This is a genomic window from Mucilaginibacter sp., assembly GCF_036383575.1.
Lineage (GTDB): Bacteria > Bacteroidota > Bacteroidia > Sphingobacteriales > Sphingobacteriaceae > Mucilaginibacter.
This window is the reverse complement of record NZ_DASVOB010000730.1, coordinates 13,365-34,473: the sequence shown is the minus strand read 5'-3', so window position 1 is coordinate 34,473 and position 21,109 is coordinate 13,365. Positions and strand designations below refer to the sequence as shown.

11 protein-coding genes are annotated in these 21,109 nt (G+C 43.5%); 3 read left to right on the top strand and 8 right to left on the bottom strand.

Translation table 11 applies throughout. The features are described 5' to 3' along the window. On the top strand, window positions 1-579 hold a 579-nt coding region (locus VF500_RS26295), incomplete at its 5' end, for a two-component regulator propeller domain-containing protein (protein ID WP_330862511.1). Between the two features lie 143 nt (window positions 580-722). Here VF500_RS26295 and VF500_RS26290 read toward each other — a convergent pair. The 8 genes from VF500_RS26290 to VF500_RS26255 all read right to left on the bottom strand — a co-directional run bounded on the left by VF500_RS26290 (window position 723) and on the right by VF500_RS26255 (window position 15,555). After that, window positions 723-1,181 carry a lysozyme gene (locus VF500_RS26290; RefSeq protein ID WP_330862510.1) on the bottom strand — a complete coding sequence of 153 codons (459 nt, stop codon included), beginning with the start codon at window positions 1,179-1,181 and terminating at the stop codon, window positions 723-725. Window positions 1,182-1,388: 207 nt separating this feature from the next. Then, window positions 1,389-2,420: a DUF1735 domain-containing protein gene (locus VF500_RS26285; protein ID WP_330862509.1), complete on the bottom strand. Its 1,032-nt coding sequence runs from the start codon at window positions 2,418-2,420 to the stop codon at window positions 1,389-1,391. 77 nt (window positions 2,421-2,497) lie between these two features. Then, a complete protein-coding gene (locus VF500_RS26280; RefSeq protein WP_330862508.1) occupies window positions 2,498-4,156 on the bottom strand; it encodes a RagB/SusD family nutrient uptake outer membrane protein in 1,659 nt (552 codons plus the stop codon). Window positions 4,157-4,207: 51 nt separating this feature from the next. Further along, entirely contained in the window at window positions 4,208-7,045 is a 2,838-nt protein-coding gene (locus tag VF500_RS26275) for a SusC/RagA family TonB-linked outer membrane protein (RefSeq protein ID WP_330862507.1), read from the bottom strand. A gap of 34 nt (window positions 7,046-7,079) precedes the next feature. Further along, the gene (locus tag VF500_RS26270) at window positions 7,080-8,939 is read right to left on the bottom strand and encodes a RagB/SusD family nutrient uptake outer membrane protein (protein ID WP_330862506.1); all 1,860 of its coding nucleotides are present in this window, start codon (window positions 8,937-8,939) and stop codon (window positions 7,080-7,082) included. A 15-nt stretch (window positions 8,940-8,954) separates the two neighbouring features. Beyond that, entirely contained in the window at window positions 8,955-12,467 is a 3,513-nt protein-coding gene (locus tag VF500_RS26265) for a TonB-dependent receptor (protein ID WP_330862505.1), read from the bottom strand. 227 nt (window positions 12,468-12,694) lie between these two features. Continuing rightward, window positions 12,695-13,903, bottom strand: coding sequence for a FecR family protein (locus tag VF500_RS26260; RefSeq protein ID WP_330862504.1), 1,209 nt, complete (start codon window positions 13,901-13,903; stop codon window positions 12,695-12,697). Between the two features lie 176 nt (window positions 13,904-14,079). After that, on the bottom strand, window positions 14,080-15,555 hold the full coding sequence (locus VF500_RS26255) for a S41 family peptidase (RefSeq protein WP_330862503.1): 1,476 nt from the start codon (window positions 15,553-15,555) through the stop codon (window positions 14,080-14,082). Between the two features lie 160 nt (window positions 15,556-15,715). Between VF500_RS26255 and VF500_RS26250 the strand changes: the two genes are divergently transcribed. Both VF500_RS26250 and VF500_RS26245 read left to right on the top strand, forming a co-directional pair. Beyond that, window positions 15,716-18,142 carry an ABC transporter permease gene (locus tag VF500_RS26250; RefSeq protein WP_330862502.1) on the top strand — a complete coding sequence of 809 codons (2,427 nt, stop codon included), beginning with the start codon at window positions 15,716-15,718 and terminating at the stop codon, window positions 18,140-18,142. A gap of 270 nt (window positions 18,143-18,412) precedes the next feature. Further along, window positions 18,413-20,800, top strand: a complete 2,388-nt coding sequence (locus VF500_RS26245) for an ABC transporter permease (RefSeq protein ID WP_330862501.1) — start codon at window positions 18,413-18,415, stop codon at window positions 20,798-20,800. Window positions 20,801-21,109 lie beyond the last annotated feature (309 nt).

The following is a 21,109-nucleotide window of genomic DNA, read 5'->3' as shown; positions in this document are numbered from 1 at the left end:
AAAGACAAAGTAGTTGTAATCAACAAAAAATCGATGCCCGAAATGCCATCAAGCAATGTGCTTTTTGCCTATGTAGATAGTCAGAAACGACTTTGGATAGGTACCTCAAAAGGCACTCTCATGATTGATAAAAGCGTTATTACCTCATTTAACAGCCTCAATAATACCCCGCTAAAAAATGCAACCATTTCGGGCGCGGTAGAGGATGAAAAAGGAAATGTTTACTTCTCTTTGGTTGATTGCAATAAGCAATCCGGCGAAAGTGATAGTGACAAAGAAGGTGTAGCTGTATTAAAGTTTAATGGTAACTGGCTTCACTATAACGATAAAAACTCGGGCATACCAGCTAATCATGTTAATACTATGTTATACGATAAGTTTGAGCATGTTTTGTGGCTGGGAACAGATGAATCGGGCATAGTACGATTTGACCTTAATGATGGCTGGGAAAATTATCACAATAATAATTCACCGCTGCCAGGCTTTACTATTTACCAGATGGTACAGGATTCAAAAGGCGTTATTTATGCAACTACTGCCAATGGTTTGCTAAGGATCAGGAAAAAGTCAGGGGCTTAAAAAGTTTGAGACAAACATTATAACATAGTTATCAGGTGTGTTTTTGAGCGTGGTAACTAAAAAGAAAAGCAAGAAATACTACGCTTTTACGGGGGCACTATAACGTAATACTCCAGGCAATTTTATTCTTATTAACAACAACCTCAGGATATATAAACCTGGTATTCTTTTTTTCGTCTGGCTATGAGTCCTGGTATTACTTTCCCGCCGGCCTTTTTCCACATCAGGAATGCCGCTTCAAGGCGTTCATCAGATATTCCCTCGTTTACAAGTTTATGTACAGTTGAAGTTTTGAACCCTCCGGTGCCTATGTTATAGGTTAAACTAACAAGTGCGTTGAAATTATTCTGCGTGATATCATCGCGGGTGGTTGAGTAAACTGCAAGTTCATAAGGCCTCAGCATCACCAAAAACATATCATCGGCCTGTTGCTGGGTTATAGGCGGATCTTGCAGAGTAACCTTTTTACCTGTTGCTGGATAGTAAGTTTGACCAAAACCAATAGTGGGAATACCCACCAGGTCAAGATAAGGGTGCAAAATACAACCTTCAAACTGTTTGATAAGATTAAGACCAGCCTGGTCTAACTGCGTAATTTCCATAACGTTTAGGTTAAATATATTGTCACTAATTAACGCAATCTACTTTACAACATCAATCCGCTAAAACACTGTTTTTCGACCCGTTTTTTCCTCCCAAAAAACAACGCCCCGGATCTCACCCCGGGGCGCTTCATAGTATAAAATTATACTAATCAACTAAATCTCAATTTATCATTGAGAATCGGCTGGCTATTTCTTGTTCTGATTTTAATTCACTCTCCTGAAATCTACATTAGTGATCTTGATCCCGGTTGTACCCAGCGTTGAACCACCCGAACGGATCAGCACATAAGCAGTACCGCTTGTAGGGAAAGATACAACATTACCGCTGCCCGCACATGATATTGACGATAACAAACCGTTAAAAGGCGATTTACCGCAGCCATTCCAGGTATTCAGTGCAATACGGGTACCGCCATCGGCATAGTCACTCGCTTCAGAAGGTACCGCCTGGCCAACATAAACCTCAAACCAGCAATCGGTGGCACCTGAGCCGGCTACGTTCATATCAATCTTGTATTTTTTATTAGCCCTTACTTCAACAGCCTGAACAATGCCCTGCTGACCCCAGTTACCGCCGGTTGCCAGTACGCTGCCATCGGTGTTTACCTTAAATGTTACACCATCGCCACGGTGATAGATCTGCCATTTTGTATTATCTATCAGGTTGGTTTTAGGGGTGATAGCATCAATCAGATCTGCAACACTGAAGTAAATAATAGCCTTGTTCATATCGGTATTTACTTCCTGTTTTGATGAGTTAGCTATTTTAATACCCAGTGCAGCTATTTTACCGTCATACTTATTAAGGGCGGCAATCTTTATTTTAGGCGTAATACTGCCCTTCATAATGTTGTTGTTTAGCGCAACGGTGTCTTTCGCATCCAGGGTATAATCGGCTGGGTCGAGCAACACGGTATTTGCCGGCAATGTTCCGGCGGTTATTAAACCGGCAATAGCGCTGTTATCTGTGCTTACATCAACGGTTAACGTTTCAAAATTTGATTCGCCGCCACGATATACCGGGATGGAAAAGTTTACCGTGCTTTTCGCACTGTCAACCTTAAGTGAGCTCCCGGCCATTACGTCAACAAGACCGTTTGGCTTTTCAGAATCGGGCAGGTATACCTTTACCTCAGGATTTGATTTTACACCGTTCAGGTACTCCTGTTTGCAGCCTGCAACTCCCAGCAACAGGCATGCTGCCGAAAGCTTTACTAATGATGCATTAATTTTCATGAAAATATTTTTTACATTATTAATTTAAATCATTGACAGATCATCGCCCCAAAAACGAAGCGATGATCCGGTTATATTTACCAGCCCGGATTTTGTGTCCAGCCTGTTTTTGAAATTTCGGCCTGCGGTATAGGATACCATTCCATTTTGGTGGTAAATACCCTGTCTTCCAGCTTTTTCACAGTGTAAACACCGGCAGCAGTAATATCAATACGGTTTACCTGTTTACTGAAATAGCTTACACCTTTTTTCCACCTGCGTACATCCCATAAGCGATTGTTTTCAAAGCTTAGCTCAACATTACGCTCGTGTTCAATAGCCTGCTGATTTAATTGCGCTGCCGTTAAGGCAGGCATTTGCACACGCTGCCTTACCCTGTTAATGGCTTGCAAAGCTGTCATCCCAAATCCCTGCGGATCGGCATCAGGCCCGTAAGCATTAAACATCGCCTCGGCGTAGCTCAGCAAAACATCGGCATACCTGAAATAGATCCAGGCGTGATTGGTAGTTGTATTGTTGATCAAATCGACAGATTGGTTTGACCATTTTGACAAATAGTAGCCTGTTTTGGTAGCGTTTTGCCTTGGTAAACCGCTGTTACCTCCAAAATAGGTTTGGATTGTAGTTGATTTGAACGATGCACCGTTATAAACAACAGTAGCAGCAAAACGCGGATCGCGGTTGGTGTAGGGAGCCGCCGCATGAGCAGGGTTATTCCAGTCAAACGGAACCGAACCGGTGATAGTGCTTCCTGATTTTACAAGTACCTCGTAATCACTAACCAAATTTTCTGTCGGCGTTAAGCTGTTTCCGTTGCTATTTTGAAACACAATTGGAAAGTTGTTGTACTCAATGGAGTTTATAGCACCATAACGGCGGTAAAAGATCACCTCGCCCGATGTGGTATTATTTGCACCAAACAGGTTAGAGTAGCTGGCATCAAGCGAGTAACTGCCCAAAGCAATTACATCATGCGCCGCAGCCGCAGCCTGAGCCCAGGTAGTAGTTGAGCCGTTTGCAGTGAACAGCGGGCTTGCACCATAAAGCAGGGCTTTGGCTTTTAATACCTTAATAGCACCATTGGTTACACGGCCAGCCTCATACCATGAATATGGCGAAAGGTTAGCAGGGATGATGGCAGCAGCCTTATCACATAATGAGGCGATGTATTTGATACATTCATCAACCGAATTACGTTGTACGTTTTTCCAGGTATTAGGATCACTATAATCAAGCGGCTGCTCAAAAATAGGCACACCACCATAGCGCTTCACCAACTCAAAATAAAAGTAGGCTTTTAAAAACAAGGCCTCACCTTCCATAAACTTAACGTTGTTACGGGCGTTGAAGTAGGTAGTTGAATCTGTAGAGGTAATTTTATCCTTGATGTAGTTGATATCAACCTTATCCTTATTTTTAAGGTAAAGGTTTGCCTGGCGGATACCATCGAAATTACGGGCCCAAACATCATTCGGGTTATTGTACTGGTTCCAGGTACCATAATTGAAAGCCTGCACACGCTCAACCGAGTTTGTAGCTTCCGCTTCGTCGGTTGCTGCATCAAGATCAAGGTCTGCAAAACCATCGGGCATGTAGCTATAGGTATTCCACATCTGTTGCTGTACATACGTGTAGTTTGAATACAGCTTGTCAGTGGTAATGTCGGCCTTAATGGTTTGCACCTCAAGGTAATCATGCTTACATGATGAGTAAAGCACGGTGCCCAGAGCCAGCATTGTTATTATATATCGATTTCTTTTCATTTCCTTGTAAATCAAATTTTAATACTACAATTTCACTTTCATACCAAATGTTACTGCTTTTACCAAAGGATAGCCCATAGACAGGCGCTCGGCCTCAAGGCCTTCTATCTTATCCCAGGTAAACAGGTTGGTACCATTCACGAAAACCCTTACGGCATCAAGCTTTCTTAAAAATCCGCGCTGAGGCAGGGTGTACCCCAATTCAACACTGCGTAATTTCAGGAAGTTGCCATTGCGCATCCAGAAATCAGATTGCTGGTCGTTGTTAGGATTTGCAAGGGTTGATAACCGCGGCGAGGTAGCAGTAGCGGCGTTTTGAGGCGTCCAGCTGTTTGCCGAAAATTCAGAGATATTATTATTGTATACAAACGGATGGGTATAAGTATATGCATCATCAAGCAGGCTTACAGTGCGGTGCAATACGCCCTGCAGGTAAGCGTCAAAATCAAAACCGGCATATTTGAAACCAAGGTTAAAACCTAAAGTGATCTCAGGTAGTTTTGCATAGTTCATTGGCACTTTATCATAATCATTGATGATCCCGTTACCGTCCTGATCTTTGAATTTCAGGTCGCCGGGTTTTACGTTAGTATATGATGAGGCAACAACACCCGATTTTAAATTACCATTGGCATCAAAATCCGATTGCTGGTAAAAGCCTGTATATACCAGCCCTTTCATCTGGCCAATAGGATATCCCTGGGTGTACAGGTAATTGTATGGCTGCGGGTTTTCGGACCGTTTGGTGATCTTGTTACGGGCGTAAGCAATGGAGCCACCTACGTAGTATTTAAATTTGTAATCGTTTTGCTCGTACTTTAATGAAGCCTCCAAACCTTTGTTCTGCACTTCGCCGGTGTTGGCGTATTGCAGGTTAAAGCCTGTGTAATCAGGTACCGATGCTGATGGGATCTCCAAAATACCTTTACGTTTTTCGGTAAACACATCTAAAGTACCCGACAGTTTTTTGAACACGGTAAAATCAAGACCTACGTTTAAAGTTGTTTTCTTTTCCCATGCAAAATCAAGATTAGCAAAAGGGCCTTCGGTCAGACCTCCGTGTGCGGTATTACCGGTACCTGTGATCCAACCAGCTGCGCCAACTGCATATTGCTGGTATAAAAAGCGGTAAGCTTCATTGATATTACCAACAGTACCGTATGATGCACGCACTTTCAGGAAGTTGATGGTTGAGTTATCTTTCAGGAAATCTTCTTTAGATGCTATCCAGCCCAAACCCAAAGCTGGAAACCAGCCATAACGGTGACCCGGTGCAAAATCGGCCGAGCCGCTGTATGAACCCGAAAGATCAACAATGTATTTTTTATCGTAGTCATAAGTCACATTACCGGCAATGCCTTGCGTACGTACCTGGTAAACAATACCATCATGCGTATAACCCTGCCTGCGGGCCTGGATCATACCGGTAAAGGTTGATTTGCCAAAAGTGCGGTCGTAATCAAAACCTGCCCTTACGGTTGTACGGTTCCAGTGCGCGCCGCCGCCGTCACTGCTCGACTGGCTGATCGGTGTTACAGGGGTTGAGCCATAAATGGCATTTCCCTGTGCATCCTGACCGGTAATTTCGTATGAGTTTACCGAGAATTGTTTCTGGTAGATACCTACATACTGGTTAGCAAAAGATACTTCGCCTTTTAAGTCGAGGCCTGGGGTAAGTTTATCCAGCTTTTGTACAAAGCTAAAGTTGGTTTGCAGGTTACGGGTATGGGATTGGTAAACACCATTTTGCTGTAACAGCTGTACCGGGTTAAATTTATATACCGAGCTGTTGCCCCATGTGCCGTTAGGGTTTTTTACCGGGAAGGCAGCTGCCGGGATAGCCATGATGTTATTGAACACCTGTGCCGCGGTAAAGCCTGATGGTGTATTCCTGTCTTCAGTAATACCGCTGATGTTGGCGGTTACTAACAGGTTTTTGTTAAGCTGCAACTCAATATTTGCCCTGAGGTTTAACTTGGTGTATTTGGCATTGGTACCAAAATCTTTGTCAATGATATCGGCATTTTTGTATAAACCTTCAAAGTTGGTATAGTTCATCAGCACAAAAAAGCGGGCTGTGTTGTTACCTCCACGGAAACCGAAATTATAATCCTGGATAGCCGAAGTCTTTTTGAGCAGCTCATCATACCAGTTCACATTTGGGTGAAAAGGGTCATTAGCTGCCTTATACAATTCGGGATTTGCGTATTTAATGGGCAAACCATCGTTAGTAAGCGCGTTGTTATAGTTGGTGGTATAGCCATAAGCGTCCATCACTTTAGGCAGATCGATAGGGCTTAATATGCCGTATTTACCATTTACAAACACCTGCGTTTTATTTAATACCGCGCCTTTTTTGGTACGAATGCTTAATACACCCGAACCACCTTCAAGTCCATAAACTGCCAATGCAGCCGCATCTTTCAGTAAGGTAACCGATTCAATTTCATAAGCCGAAAGGCCGCTGATAGCACCCATATCAACCTGGAAACCATCAAGGTATATCAGCACCTGGTTACCCTGAAGGTTCCAGCTGCTTACCCCCCTCATGTAAAAGGTTGGATTATCGTAACCAGGCTCGCCCGATCCGGTAACTACAGTTAAACCGGGGATCCGGCCCTGCAATGTATTAAGCAGGTTGCCCGAGGTCATGCGGGTCAGGTCCTCACCCGAGAGGGTAAAAACCGCGCCAGTGTTACGCCATGATTTATCTATTCTTAAGCCGCCGTCAACAAAGTCTTTATATGAGCTTGCCTTTTTTATGGTGTCGGCCGGTGCCGTACCTGCGGTTTGGGCGTTAGCCGCCGAAAAACTGCAGAACGCAAACATCCAGGCCAAAAAGTTTTTATAATCTTTTTTCATTGTTTCTCACTAATTGTTAATGTTTAAAAGCCTGTTACCAACCTGGATTTTGTCCGTCCCAGCTACTATTGCCTAAATACCTTAAACTGATCTCGGTACTCGGAAAAGGAACATAGTAATATTTGGCAGGGAACACCCTTGTAACAAATGGCACAGTTGTCCATGTGCGTTTTAATTGTCCGCCAACGTTCCTGGCAGTTGTTTGAATACCGTGTAATACCGTATTCAATACAGTTTTGGCTTTTAACCAGCGGTTCAGGTCATTATAGCGATGGCCTTCGTAAGCAAACTCAATAGTTTCCTCATTTTGAACCGCATCCCTGAACGCATCAATAGTGGCCGGGTTTTTATCAGGCATCCCGGCACGTTGCCTGATCTTGTTCAGATAAGTTGCAGCTTCGGCACTTGGGCCCTGGTATTCGTTAAGCGCTTCGGCATAACCAAGGTAAAACTCGGCAAGGCGAAACACCGGCCAGGCAAAGTGGTTATCGGTCATGTTATCAACCCTTGCAACAAACTTGTAGGTTTCGGTAGCGTAACCATCCACACCAGCATCACTGCTGGCCAAATTACCGTCTGTGCTGTAATCACCTTTTTTGTAGTAAGCGAGGATACCGCGCTGACTGCTGTAATACTTACCATCATAAGCAATGGTTTGATAAAAACGAGGGTCGAGGTTCCAGGCTGTGGCATCCGCCGGTAAATCTGCACCAGTAGCAGGCATTGTCCATTTGGTGCCGTCGCGTTTTTCGTATTGCTGGATGAACTCGATAGGCACGTTATTTTTAACACCCCATTGAGCCAAACGCAGTTTCGACGACAGGTACTGGCCCCATGCCGAACCATCACCCCAGCCGCCCCCGGCACCCGGAACCTGGTTTGAAGTGTTAACCAAGATCAGCTCCTGATTGGCAAACACGTTCCATACCGATTCATAATCGCCTAAAGTTGCATAGGTTTCGCCGGTTGTTTCGGGCTTACCTGTATTGTATAAAGAAACACCACCGGCAGCCGCATTATCCAACACATCTTTAGCAGCTTTAGCAGCCTTGTTCCAGCGTTCTTTGTCATAGCTGGCATAAGCCAATACAGTATCGCGGCTGTCATTAAACCTTGCACCTGATACTTCGCCTTTCATACCGGCAGGTGTATTATAAAGCGGGCTCGCTGCATACAACAGGATCCTTGCCTTTAAAGCCAGGGCGGCCAGTTTGGTAACCCTGCCAAAATCTGCACTTGGGCGTGTAGCCGGCAACATGGTAGCTGCCTGGTCGCACCATTTCACAACGCTGTCAACAACTGATTGTACCGAACTACGCGGGATAGCTATTTTCACTGTACCATCAAGCGGTTTGGTTACGATAGGCACACCGCCGTAATACCTGAACAATTCGTAATGCTGCATAGCACGGCAAAACAAGGCCTGGCCTTTGGTATCAGTTTTCCATGCATTATCGGCATCGGCTACCTTATCAATATTTTTCAGTACGAGGTTAGCCTGCCTGATGCCTTTATAATGCCAGTAAAAACCGGCGCCGTTATCCTGTCCAAAACCATAATCGCAATTGTTATCGGCACTCATGTTACCGGTAATGTACGAGCCTGTGTTAATGGTATTTGAAGCCCAGTCATAAGCCGGGTGGATGATATAAAGCTGATCGGTCAATGCTTCGGGACGACAGCCATCGTACGTTTCAGGAAAATATCCCCTAACACATAGCATATACATCTGGGCCACCGCATATTGAGCCTGGTTGCGGGTATCAAAAATGGTATCAACCGTTACCGCACCGCCTTTAGGCTTTTCAAGAAAAGTTTTTTTACAGCTTGTTGAAAGCATACTGCCTATGAAACAAGCCACAAGCAGTAAAATAATATTTGTTCTTTTCATCATTGCTATATTTTATGATTAAAAATTAACATTAACGCCTACGTTATAGGTGCGGGTAAGCGGGTAACCGATATAACCTAAGTTTTCAGGATCGCCCCAGATCTTGTTTGGCGACCATGTATAAAGGTTATATCCGTTGATATAAAAGCGGGCAGAACGGATCCCCACTTTTTTCAAAAGTTCGGGTTTAAGCGTATAGCCTATTTCCGCATTTTTCAGCCTCACAAAGGCTGTACTTTTCAAAAAGAAGGTATTGTAGGCTGCAGCCTGGTTATAAGCAGCAATTGGGAAATCAATGCGGTCGCCATGGTCATAACGATCCTGGGTGTACCTGTTCAAATCCACATCAAACAATGATTGCTGTTTGTTAAAGTGGAGCTCCTGCATGGCATATTTAGCCACCCCTGACTGTCCCTGTAGCAAGGCCGAAAAATCGAACCCATGGAAATTGAAACCGAATGACACACCGTAGCTCAACGTAGGCAGATCAGTTTTGCCTGAACGTACATAGTCTTTTTCGTTAATAACACCATCGCCGTTAACGTCTTTCAGCCTTACCTCGCCTGGTTGCAAAGGTGCACCCGCATAACCAAGATCTTTTTGGTATACAGGGTTACCTGCCGCGTTGTTATACGGTTTGCCATCTTTACCAACAGCCAAAACCGGTTGCGACAATATCGGGTTACCGCTGCCATCAATTTTGTATAGCTGTGACCAGGAAGTGTAAAGCCCGTCGGCCCGCAGGTATGAGCCCTGGTTAATTGGCCTGCCGGTAGCTGCCTGGTATTCTAAACCCGGAGCAATGGCTTCATCTTTAAACAGGATCTTGTTATGATTGGTTGAGGCATTACCTTTAATCCACCAGTTAAATTTGCCTGGGGCGCTGGTATAGCTTAATTCAATTTCATCACCCCAGTTTTTTACTTCGCCCAGGTTATATGGAGGCAAGGTTGCCTGCACTATACCCGGTATGGTGCCTTTATAAGAGAGAATGTTTTTACGATGCTCATTATAGTGATCATAAGTAAGCGAAAGGCGATCATTAAGCAGGTGTGTTTCCAAACCGATGTTTGATTTGGTAGCCGTTTCCCAGGTTACGTTAGGGTTACCCAATACGTTTTCCTGTGCACCCTGTATGGTGTTACGATCATTAAGGGTACCAAATGTATAACCACCGCCATTGTTATAACCCTGTGTATACTGCCAGGTATCGGGCAGATACAGGTAACGTGCACCGCCTATGTTGTCATTACCTACTTTACCTAATGATCCCCTGACTTTTAAATAAGTGATATAGTCAGTTTTTGGGAAAAAAGACTCATTGCTTGCAAGCCATCCTAATGAATATGCCGGCAGGAAGCCAAACCTTTTCCCTTCAGGGAAATTTTCAGACCCGTTATAACCCATGTTATATTCGGCCAGGTAACGGTCGCCGTAGTTATAAGTTACCCTGCCCGATACACCCTCGTATGCGTGCGGAAGGTCATACAACAAATGCGGATCATATTTTTTCTCGGCGTTGGCCAGGATCAAAGCGGTAACGGTGTGCTTTTTAGCAAATACACGGTTATAGTTGATAGAGAACTCGCCGTATACCTTACGCCATTTATCAGTGTAAAAATCAGTCCAGCGGGCTGGCGCAACATCATTGGTTAATTGTACCAGGATAGGATCCAGCTTATTACCGTTAGGATTTGCGCGCAAACCATACAATAACGGCGTGTATTTACCACCGGTACGGCTTTGGAAATAGCTATCATAAGCACCACGTGCGTTTACCGATAAACCGGGCGTAATATCGTCCAGTTTATAAGTTAACTTGATGGCTGAGTTTAAAGTACTGTTAGTTGTAATATTGTAGTTGTTGCTGTTGGCAATAGCGTACAACGGGTTAAGCTGGTCGTTTTGGTTGGTGAAAGGCACCACAAACTTACCATTAATTATACCAGGCGAACCAAGCGGAGATGACCATAAGATCCGTTTTTCCCAGGTGTAGCCATCGTTATCCATACCGGTGATAGTTACGTATTGGGTAGATACATCCACCGATACACGAAAATCGCTGTTTACATCAAAATCGAGATTGGAGCGCAGGTTATAACGTTTCTTTTTAAACTGCATCTCGTCAGAGAAAGGCATATAATCGGTATTGAACAAACCGCCCTGTGCCAGGTAACCTAAGGAAACAAAGTATTTAGTTGCCTTGGTACCACCGGTAATGTTGGCGTTTACCTGTGTTTGAGGGGCAAACTTATTAAAGATCTGTTTTTTCCAGTCCTGGTCAGGGTGGCCGTAAGGATCATAATAAGGGTTTGTTTGCCCGTTAATAGTTGGCGTATGAGCGTTTTGGTAATATTTCAGGTCCTCGGGCGAGTAATATATGGTAGCGTCCTTGATCCAGTTGGCATCGCGTTTGGTCACGAAATCGTTCCAGGTATGCACGTCGGCATCCTTTGAATGCTGGATCCAGTAGTTTTCATAGCTCTGCTCATTTAACAGGGTAGCATACTGGTACGAGTTAACAAAGTTTGGCATGCTCGAAAACTGCGAAATAGCCGTTTGGAAGGTAGCGCTTACTTTAGGAGCTCCCTCTTTACCACGTTTGGTAGTGATGAGGATAACACCGTTTGCACCACGCACACCGTACACTGCCGTGGCCGAAGCATCTTTCAGGATACTGATAGATTCAACCTCATTGGGGTCGATATCGTCATAGCTGTCGCGGGCAATACCGTCAACCATGATAAGCGGTGCTGTTTGGCCGGTGTAAGTACCAACACCACGCACATAAAGCGTAGCACCATCAGAACCAGGTTTACCGCTGGTTTGGGTTACCGTTAAACCCGATAAGCGACCGGCCAGCGCATTACTCAGGTTAGCAACCGGCGACTGCACCAGGTCTTTGGTGCCAATTGAAGTAATAGCGCCGGTTACGGTTTCTTTCTTTTGTACACCGTATGCCACAACCACAACCTCAGAAAGGTCTTGCGGGGCATCCTCCAGTGTAACGTTTATTTCTGAGCGGCCGTTAAGGGCAACTTCCTTAGGCCTGAAACCCACAAAGGTGAAAACAAGGCTGGCATTTGCCTCTGTAACGTTGATGGTATAATTACCATTTAAATCGGTTATAGCGGCTGCTGTCGAACCCTTTTGCTTAACAGTTACACCCGGTAAAGGCAAACCTTTACTATCAACAACTTTACCGCTAATTTTTTTAGGGGCATTATTCTCTGCCGCTGTTTTTCTGCGGATGAGAATGGTTTTGTTGTCGATAGAATAGGTTAATGACTGATTGCTTAAACACAGGTCCATGACCTGGTTTATGGTAGCATTAGTAAGATCAACGGTTACCGGTTTAGCCAGCTTAAGATCATCAGAATTATACAGGAAATCATAACTGGTTTGATTCCTGATCTCTTCGAAAACCTCTTTTAAAGTTGTTTGTTTAACCTTTAAAGTAACCTTCTGTGCATAAGTTGCGGCAGACACCTGTAAGAAGGTAACTGTTAGCAAAATAAGTGTTAGTTTCATAATAAGCACAGGTTTATATAGGCGCCCACGATGTTTGCCGCAAGTAAATGCAGTAAAATTTTTATACATTTGAATGTCAGTTTATTAATAAGTGGTTGTAATCGCTGCAATTAGTTTTACTATCTGGCATTGCCATAACAGGCTTAGGTCAGGGGCGGTCCGAAACGCTCCTGGCTTTATTTTTTTATGCTGATAGATAATTGGTTGGGATAATGGAGAGTGTAGATTTATTGCATAACGGTGATCCTCCTTCCTGTAATTTTAAAATGCACATTGCTTATTTGTTCAAGATTTTTCAGCAGGTCTGTTATGCTTTTTGAGCGGGTAAACGTACCACCAAAACGCTGAGTACTAAAATTGCCCTGGTATTCAACATCCGCATCATACCAGCGGGATACCTTCTTCATGATATCCACTATGTTATCATCATTAAACATGAAATAACCGTTTTTCCAGGCCATAGCTTCGTTGATGTGTGCTTTTGAAACTGTAATTGCATTAGCATTGCTGCCTATCACTGCCTGCTGACCTGGTTTTAACAAAGCCTGGCTGCCATTTTTACTGATCTGCACCGAGCCTTCAAGCAGCGTGGTGGTCAGATCATTATCATCAGCATAGGCCGAGATATTGAAATGCGTACCCAGTACTTTTACCTGTACGTTGTTCATCTCTACATAAAAAGGCTTGTCTTTATTTTTCGCCACTTCAAAGTAAGCTTCGCCGGTAAGTTTTACTGTACGGCTGTTACCGGCAAATTCGGTTGGGTAGCTTAATGATGATGATGAGTTTAGCCATACCTGTGTACCATCGGGCAGCACCACCTGGTACTGGCCTCCCGGTGGGATGGTGAGTGTGTTGTATAAAACGGCATTAACACCGGCATGAGTAGCATTTGGCAGCACATCATAAACCAGCTTGCCATCGCCAACTTTATTTACCTGGCTTTTCCCCAGGTTGGCAAGCGCGCCGTTAGCCGCACTATCCAGCACGATGCTTTTACCGGTTGCCAGTGTAAGTATGGCTTTATTGCTGCCCGGAACAATCCTCGCTGTGGTATTGGCAACTTCGTTTTTAACAGCGCCCATTTTTTGGCGGCGCACAAAGTAAAATCCAACAGAGACGAAAATCAAAACAGCAGCCGCAATTTTCATCCAGCCTGCATATAATTTCACGATATTGTTTTTGCCGGTGACAGGTAGAGGAATAATAGTATCATCCTTAAACCTTGAATCGGCCTTGATATCAGCCAATACTTTTTGTGCGTGGGTATTATCAAACTCAGGGGCACCTTCAAGGTTCAGCATCTCTTCATCAACTGCGCTAAATACTTCGCCGGGATTGTTGTTCAGGTAGCTGAGCAACTCCTCGCGGTCGGTACCGCTTATAGCATCGTTAAAATACTGTTCAAGTAAACTCCTGAGCCTTTCGTTATTCATGTTATTGGTTTATATACAAATTCCCCGGGAGGGGCATTTATGTATAGAACACGTAACTCAAACCATAGGACTACCCGGGTGTGAAATATTTTTTAAAAATTGTGATTTTCTTCTTTTACCGGCACGTTATTTCCAGTTATAATGGCACAGATATTTTTCCCGAACGATCATTAGGTTCATTTCTTTGATAAAATTAAGCCAAGTGTGAAATTTAATTCCGTATCAATGCCGTTTAAAATATCATCTATTTTAGGGCTTACATCATAGTCCGGATAAACGCCTCTCCCTTTTGTAAAAGCAACAGCATTAGTTGTTTTTAGTAATGGTATCGCAATTCTTATTTTAGTATTGGGTAATACCAATCTTGCCGATTGATGTGAAGTATTGCCCTCCATCGTTCCACCGCTTTCTTCTCCAATAAATATTGCCCTTTTATTGCCTTTCAGAAAGCTGGCAACTACTGATGCCATAGATCCTGATGCACCATTCATCAGCACATATAATTTCCCTTTATAACAATTGGTATCCGGTTGCTGTTCGTCAAGCAACGGCATATATTTGTTTTTAAGGCTATACATTCCGGTATTGGTTCGATAGACCAGCGAATCGGCAAAAAATAGCTCTTTCCCGTTTTCCAGATAATCAGCAACAGGGGCATACCCTACAAATTTCACTTCGGTAGATTCAAAATGCTTATACGGCTTTGTCAAAAGATAGGTAAGCAACTTTTCACCTGTTCCATCGCCACCTTCATTATTTCTCAGATCCAAAATTAAATTCTCCGTATGCTTTACATGTAATTCTCTAAAAACACTATCATATAAGGTATAAAAGTCTTGTTTAAAACGTGCCCTATGCCATTTCAGAAATGAAGAGATGCGCAAATAAGCAATATTTTTTTTAAGGTATTTAAATGCTAATGGCGCCTCTAATTTTGTTCTGCTATAGAAAAACTTTTTATACGATCTATAATCAAGGCCGGCAACCGTTGTCACTTTCTTTTTCGACTGGTCAGCAACGTCTATAAATTCAATGCGATAAGAGTCTGTATCTTCTATAAAAATTGGATAATTCAAATCAAAAAGGTTTTCTTCTTCAGTCATACTATAATCTTCCAGGTGACGAATATTAAAGGTTTGAATGTACCCGTCGGAGGGAATTACAGACAATAAAGTATTTAGAATTTCTTCAATAGCCCTTCCGTTAATCGAAATAATTTCAGATCCGACAGGGATAGCACTATTGAATTGTGCCGTTGTGAGCACATAAACCCTTCGGTCGATGATTTTTAAAGAAAAAGGTAAATAATGATGCGTGTTTTCTAATGACCTGTAATAGTCTTTAGATGGTGTTGCGATCAGATGCTCATCGTTTACTTTGGCGCAGGTGGTGGCGATTAGTTTATAAAAATCTGCCCCGGGCTGTGGCCGATTTAATGATTTAAAATTATCATCTAAATATTTGCTCATGATTAAACTGTCCATGAACCTGTAAAGACTTGGATAAGTAGTTTCTAAAGCCTTTCTGAATATGGAGTAGTCCTCCTGCAGTTGTTTGGAACTGTAGTTTAATTGTTCGTTTTGACAGTTGCCGCAAAAAGCCTTTGCCAACAACAGGAGCGTCAGCATTATTTTTTTTATTGGATTCAGCATATGGTAAATATTATTTCTGTTGATAAACTCGGTTCAAAAAAATCGGTTACAGAAATCTTGAAAATTTTAGGCTTTTGCACCTATGCTTAAGCCGAAAAAGTTTTTTTTAGCATATGCAACTACCCGGCCCCGTTAGCGTCATTTAACAAAACCTAAGATTATGTTCAAGAACAATTTCAAAATCGCCTGGCGTAATCTTGCCAGGAACAAGGCATCGTCTTTCATCAACATCGGCGGCCTTGCCGTAGGTATGGCGGTAGCCATGATGATTGGTTTATGGATCTGGGACGAACTTTCATTCAATAAATATCACCAAAACTACGACCGCATTGTAGCCGTGCTGCAGCAGGAAAAGTTCCTCGGCAATATCACCGTAACAGATCATATGCCTTACCGGCTGCTTAATGAACTCAAAACCAATTACCATAATGATTTTAAACAAGTAGTAATAGCAACCGAAACCAGCCATTACTACCTGTCACAGGGTGAAAATAAAATATTGCAAACAGGACAATACATTGAAGCCGCTGCGCCCGAAATGCTGACATTGAAAATGCTTCGCGGCTCGTGGACTGCATTAAATGATCCGCGTTCGGTTCTGCTTTCAGCCTCTGCAGCAAAAAAGCTTTTCGGCAATGCCGACCCTATGGATAAAACAGTGAAAGTGAGTGACACCTGGAATGTACATACCACCACCGATGTGAAGGTGACGGGGATATATGAAGACCTTCCGCAAAACGCTCAATTTCACGAGGTACAGTTTTTTATGCCCTGGGAGCTGTATGCAGCTGCTGATACGCGCCTGAGCGCAATGACCTGGGATGATCATCGTTTTTTGATCTATGGTGAGATATGGCCGGGTGCTGATTTGAATAAAGTGTCTGCCAATGTTAAAGATGCTGAACTGAACGTGATCAGGCACATGGACAATATGAGGCAAGAGGTAGCTGCAAACCCCGAAATATTACTAAACCCGATGAAGAACTGGCACCTCTATTCAAACTTTAAGGATGGCCTTGCCGATAAAGGACCTATCCGGTTTGTGTGGATAGTTGGTACTATTGGTGGCTTTGTATTGTTACTGGCCTGTATCAATTTTATGAATTTTAGCACCGCGCGCTCCGAAAGAAGAGCAACCGAGGTAGGCATCCGTAAAGCCATCGGCTCGGCCAGGATACAACTGATCGGCCAGTTTTTTAGTGAATCATTACTGGTGGCACTTTTGGCATTTATAATAGCGCTGTTATTTGCCATACTTGCTTTGCCAACGTTAAATGACCTGTCGGCAAAGCAGATCACCCTACCCTACGCCAATATATGGTTTTGGCTTTCTTGCCTCAGCTTTATGATATTTACAGGTTTGCTTGCCGGGATTTATCCGGCTTTATACCTGTCCTCATTTCAGCCTGTAAAAGTTTTAAAAGGAGCATTTCGGGCAGGCCGGATGGCTTCCCTTCCGCGCAAAGTATTAGTAGTGACGCAATTCACTGTTTCTATTATATTGATCATTTGTACCATCATTATATATAACCAACTGATCTTTGGCAAAGACCGCCCCGTAGGATACACCCGTGATGGTTTGGTTATAGTACCGATGCAGTCCATTGACTATCAGGGCAAACAGGACATCCTCAGAAACGAACTAAAGGCAACCGGTTTTGTGACCGAAGTAGCTGAATCAGAAAGCCCGGTTACAGGGGTTTCCTCAAACAATGACGGTTTTAACTGGAGAGGTAGAAATCCCGGTGTAGAAGAAAAATTCGGGACGCTAACCGTGACAGCCGAATACGGAAAAACGATTGGCTGGCAATTTAAAGATGGCCGCGATTTTTACGCCGGGTCTGTTGCAGATTCATCCGGTTTCGTGATCAATGAGGCCGCCGCAAAGTATATGGGCTTCAAAAACCCAGTAGGCGAAAACATCCATTGGAAAAGCAAGTGGAACAACGTTGACAAGGATTACAGGATTATCGGCGTAATAAAAAACATGGTGATGGAATCGCCTTACGATGCGATAAGGCCCGTTGTTTTCCGCCTGGGAGGCAACCCTAACTGGATTTTTATCAGGATAAATCCGCAAACAAGTGTTAGCAAAGCATTGCCCCAAATAGCCGACGTTTTCAAAAAGATCGTCCCTGCCGTTCCTTTTACATATAATTTCGCTGATGAAGAATATGCCAAAAAATTTACAGCCGAAGAGCACATCGGCAAACTAACAAAATTCTTCTCCTGCCTTGCCATTTTCATTAGCTGCCTCGGGCTGTTTGGCATGGCAATGTTTATGGCCGAGCAACGCACCAAAGAAATCGGCCTGCGTAAGGTATTAGGTGCAACGGTATTCACGCTATGGCGGTTGTTATCAAAGGATTTTGTGGTACTGGTAATTATTTCAATCATCATAGCAACACCTGTGGCCTGGTATTTTATGTCGAAATGGTTGCAAAGTTATCAATATCGCATACCGATAGCCTGGTGGGTATTCGTACTTACTGGGATAGGTGCTGTACTGATCACCTTACTCACAGTAAGCTATCAAACCATTAAAGCCGCGCTGGCAAACCCTGTAAAAAGCCTGCGGAGTGAGTAATTCGTAGCGGCGGGTAGTCATCAGGTTACCATCCTATCGCAATCACACGCAGGAGATGGACATGCCTTTTTACCAACCCGATCAGTACTTTGACCATATGTATTACGCTAATTGTAATCAATAAACTTACTGATCAAAAATGCACGGTTGCTGTTCACTTTTGATACAACGCTCCAAAGAAAAAACACCACAAATAATTGATAATTAACAACATAAATAATTGGCATTATATTTACGAATAGTTTCGTATCTATTTAAAACCGCCCGGTTATGATCAGAAATTACCTTAAAATCGCCTTGCGCAATTTGGTAAACAATAGAGTTTACAGCGCTTTGAATATCATCGGCTTAGCTTCAGGAATGGCCGTAGCCATGCTCATCGGCTTGTGGATTTATGCCCAGGTTTCGTACGACCGCTTTTTGCCCGGCTACCAGCAGGCCTACAAAGTAAGGTTTAATGTGAATAACAATGGTGAGATCAACACGGTTGGCTCCACCAATTTACCTTTGGCCGATGCATTAAAAAAAGATTTTCCGGAGATTAAATACGTGGCCCAAACAGACTGGATGGGTTCACACCCGCTTACCGTGGGCGACAAAAGAATAAATGTTAACGGGGCAATGGCAGGCAGCGATTTCCTGAAAATTTTTCAATATCCGCTCATCAAGGGTAAGGTAGATGCCGTATTAAGTGATCCGTATTCTATTGTGCTGTCACAAACTGCCGCCACGACATTATTTGGTAGTGCTGAAGCAATAGGCAAAATGGTGAAGATCGATAACTTTCATGACATGCGGGTTACAGGCATCCTGAAAGACGTACCTGCCAACTCTACATTTCAGTTCAGCTTTATTGTACCTTTCACTTACTATGCCATTACGGATAGCGAGGTTAAACAATCTCTTACCAATTGGGACAATAATTCCTTCCAAACCTTTGTTGCTTTGCAATCTAATGTTTCTTATGCTGAACTGGCCCCCCAAATAAAAGGGACAATGGTTAGGCACAGCCCTAAATATTACGCGCAAACCAAGGCCGAACTGTTTCTTGAACCGTTGAAAGACTGGCATTTATTTTCTGAATACAGGAATGGCGTAGTCTCTGGCGGTTTAATTGATTATGTGAGAATGTTTGCGCTCATCGGCACACTGATCCTGATTATTGCCTGTATCAATTTCACCAATCTTGCTACCGCACGGTCAGAGAAAAGAGCGCGCGAAGTAGGAGTCCGTAAAGCCATCGGCTCAAGCCGTAAAAACCTCATCTTCCAGTTCCTGGTCGAGTCCATGACTTTAACTTTCCTGGCCTTTTTGTTATCGCTGCTATTTGTTGCAGTGGCTTTGCCGGCTTTTAACAATCTTACTCATACAGAGATCAGCATTCCTTTTACCAATGGTACATTTTGGCTGCTTATGGTAGGATTTGTTGTATTTACCGGGTTACTTTCGGGAGGAAGACCGGCTTTTTACCTGTCGTCTTTTAAACCTGTAAAAGTTTTAAAAGGAAGTTTACAAACAGGCAAAGCAGGTAATCTTCCGCGGGAGATTCTCGTTGTACTGCAATTCACCTGCTCCATTGCACTCATCATCAGTACCCTTATCATTTATCAACAAATAGATCATGCTAAAGACAGGCCGGTGGGTTACGATGCCAGTCGTTTAGTGATGACCGATGCCACCGGCGACCTGACGCGCAATTATGATGCCTTCAAAAACGAAATGCTGGCCACCGGCGTTGTAAGCGACGTTACCAAATCATCGAGCCCTGTTACCGATATCTGGGCCAACAATAGCGTAACAGACTGGTCGGGCAGGCTGCCCGGCGAAACTTTGAGCCTTGCTATTATAGGTGTATCTGATGCAGATTACTTTAAAACGCTGGGCATGAAAATGGAAAGCGGACGCAATTTCACCGGCAATCTCGGGGCCGATTCCCTGAGCGTGGTACTCAATGAGGCTGCCGTTAAACGCATGCGGTATAAAGACCCGATTAACCAGGTAATCACGTGGCACACAGTGGAGCAAAAGGCCACCGTGATCGGCGTGGTTAAAGATGCGCTGATGGCCTCTCCGTTTTCAAACTCGGTACCTACCATATTTATTTACCAGCCAAGCTGGTCAAGTGTGGTAACTTACCGGTTATCGCCAACGGTAAATACACGGGCAGCATTAGCTAAATTGGCCCCTGTATTCGGTCGTTATAATCCCACTATTCCTTTTCAGTATCGTTTTGTGGATGAAAGCTATGCATCAAAATTCGACTTTGAATCACTGATCGGGAAGCTGGCGGGCTTATTTGCTTCCCTTGCCATCATGATTTCTTGTATCGGATTGTTTGGATTAGCGGCATACATGGCCGAAAAACGAACTAAAGAAATTGGTATACGGAAAGTATTGGGCGCTACGGTTCCCCAAGTTTGGATGTTACTATCGAAAGAGTTTGTGATCCTGGTGATCATCAGCTGCCTGATTGCCAGCCCGGTTTCGTATTACTACCTCCATACCTGGCTACTGAAATATCAATACCGGATCAGCATAGGCCCGGGCGTATTTATCCTGGCCGGAGCAGGGTCTATTATCCTAACCTTACTTACCATCAGTTTCCAGGCTATAAAGGCAGCGCTGATGAACCCGGTAAAAAGCCTGAGGACGGAATAACTTGATTTGATAAAGTTGCGGTTTTATGCATTTAGCTTTTACACAATGGCCTTGCAAACAAACCAGCCTATAGCTGTTTATGGGAACTTTACATTATAAAATTAATGCAAAGTTCCCATAGTAATACACAGGTACTGGTAACCGGTGGCTCAGGAAGTTAAGGCACCTCATTTATAATTCTTAATCCTGATATTCAAAATTTCGGAGTTCTGTCCTAAACCATCCCCCCGATTGTCATCTATAGCCCTCTTCTAAAGCTGTATTTACAATTATGTTTGTTATGTAATCTGGCATTTCCAAACGCTATAT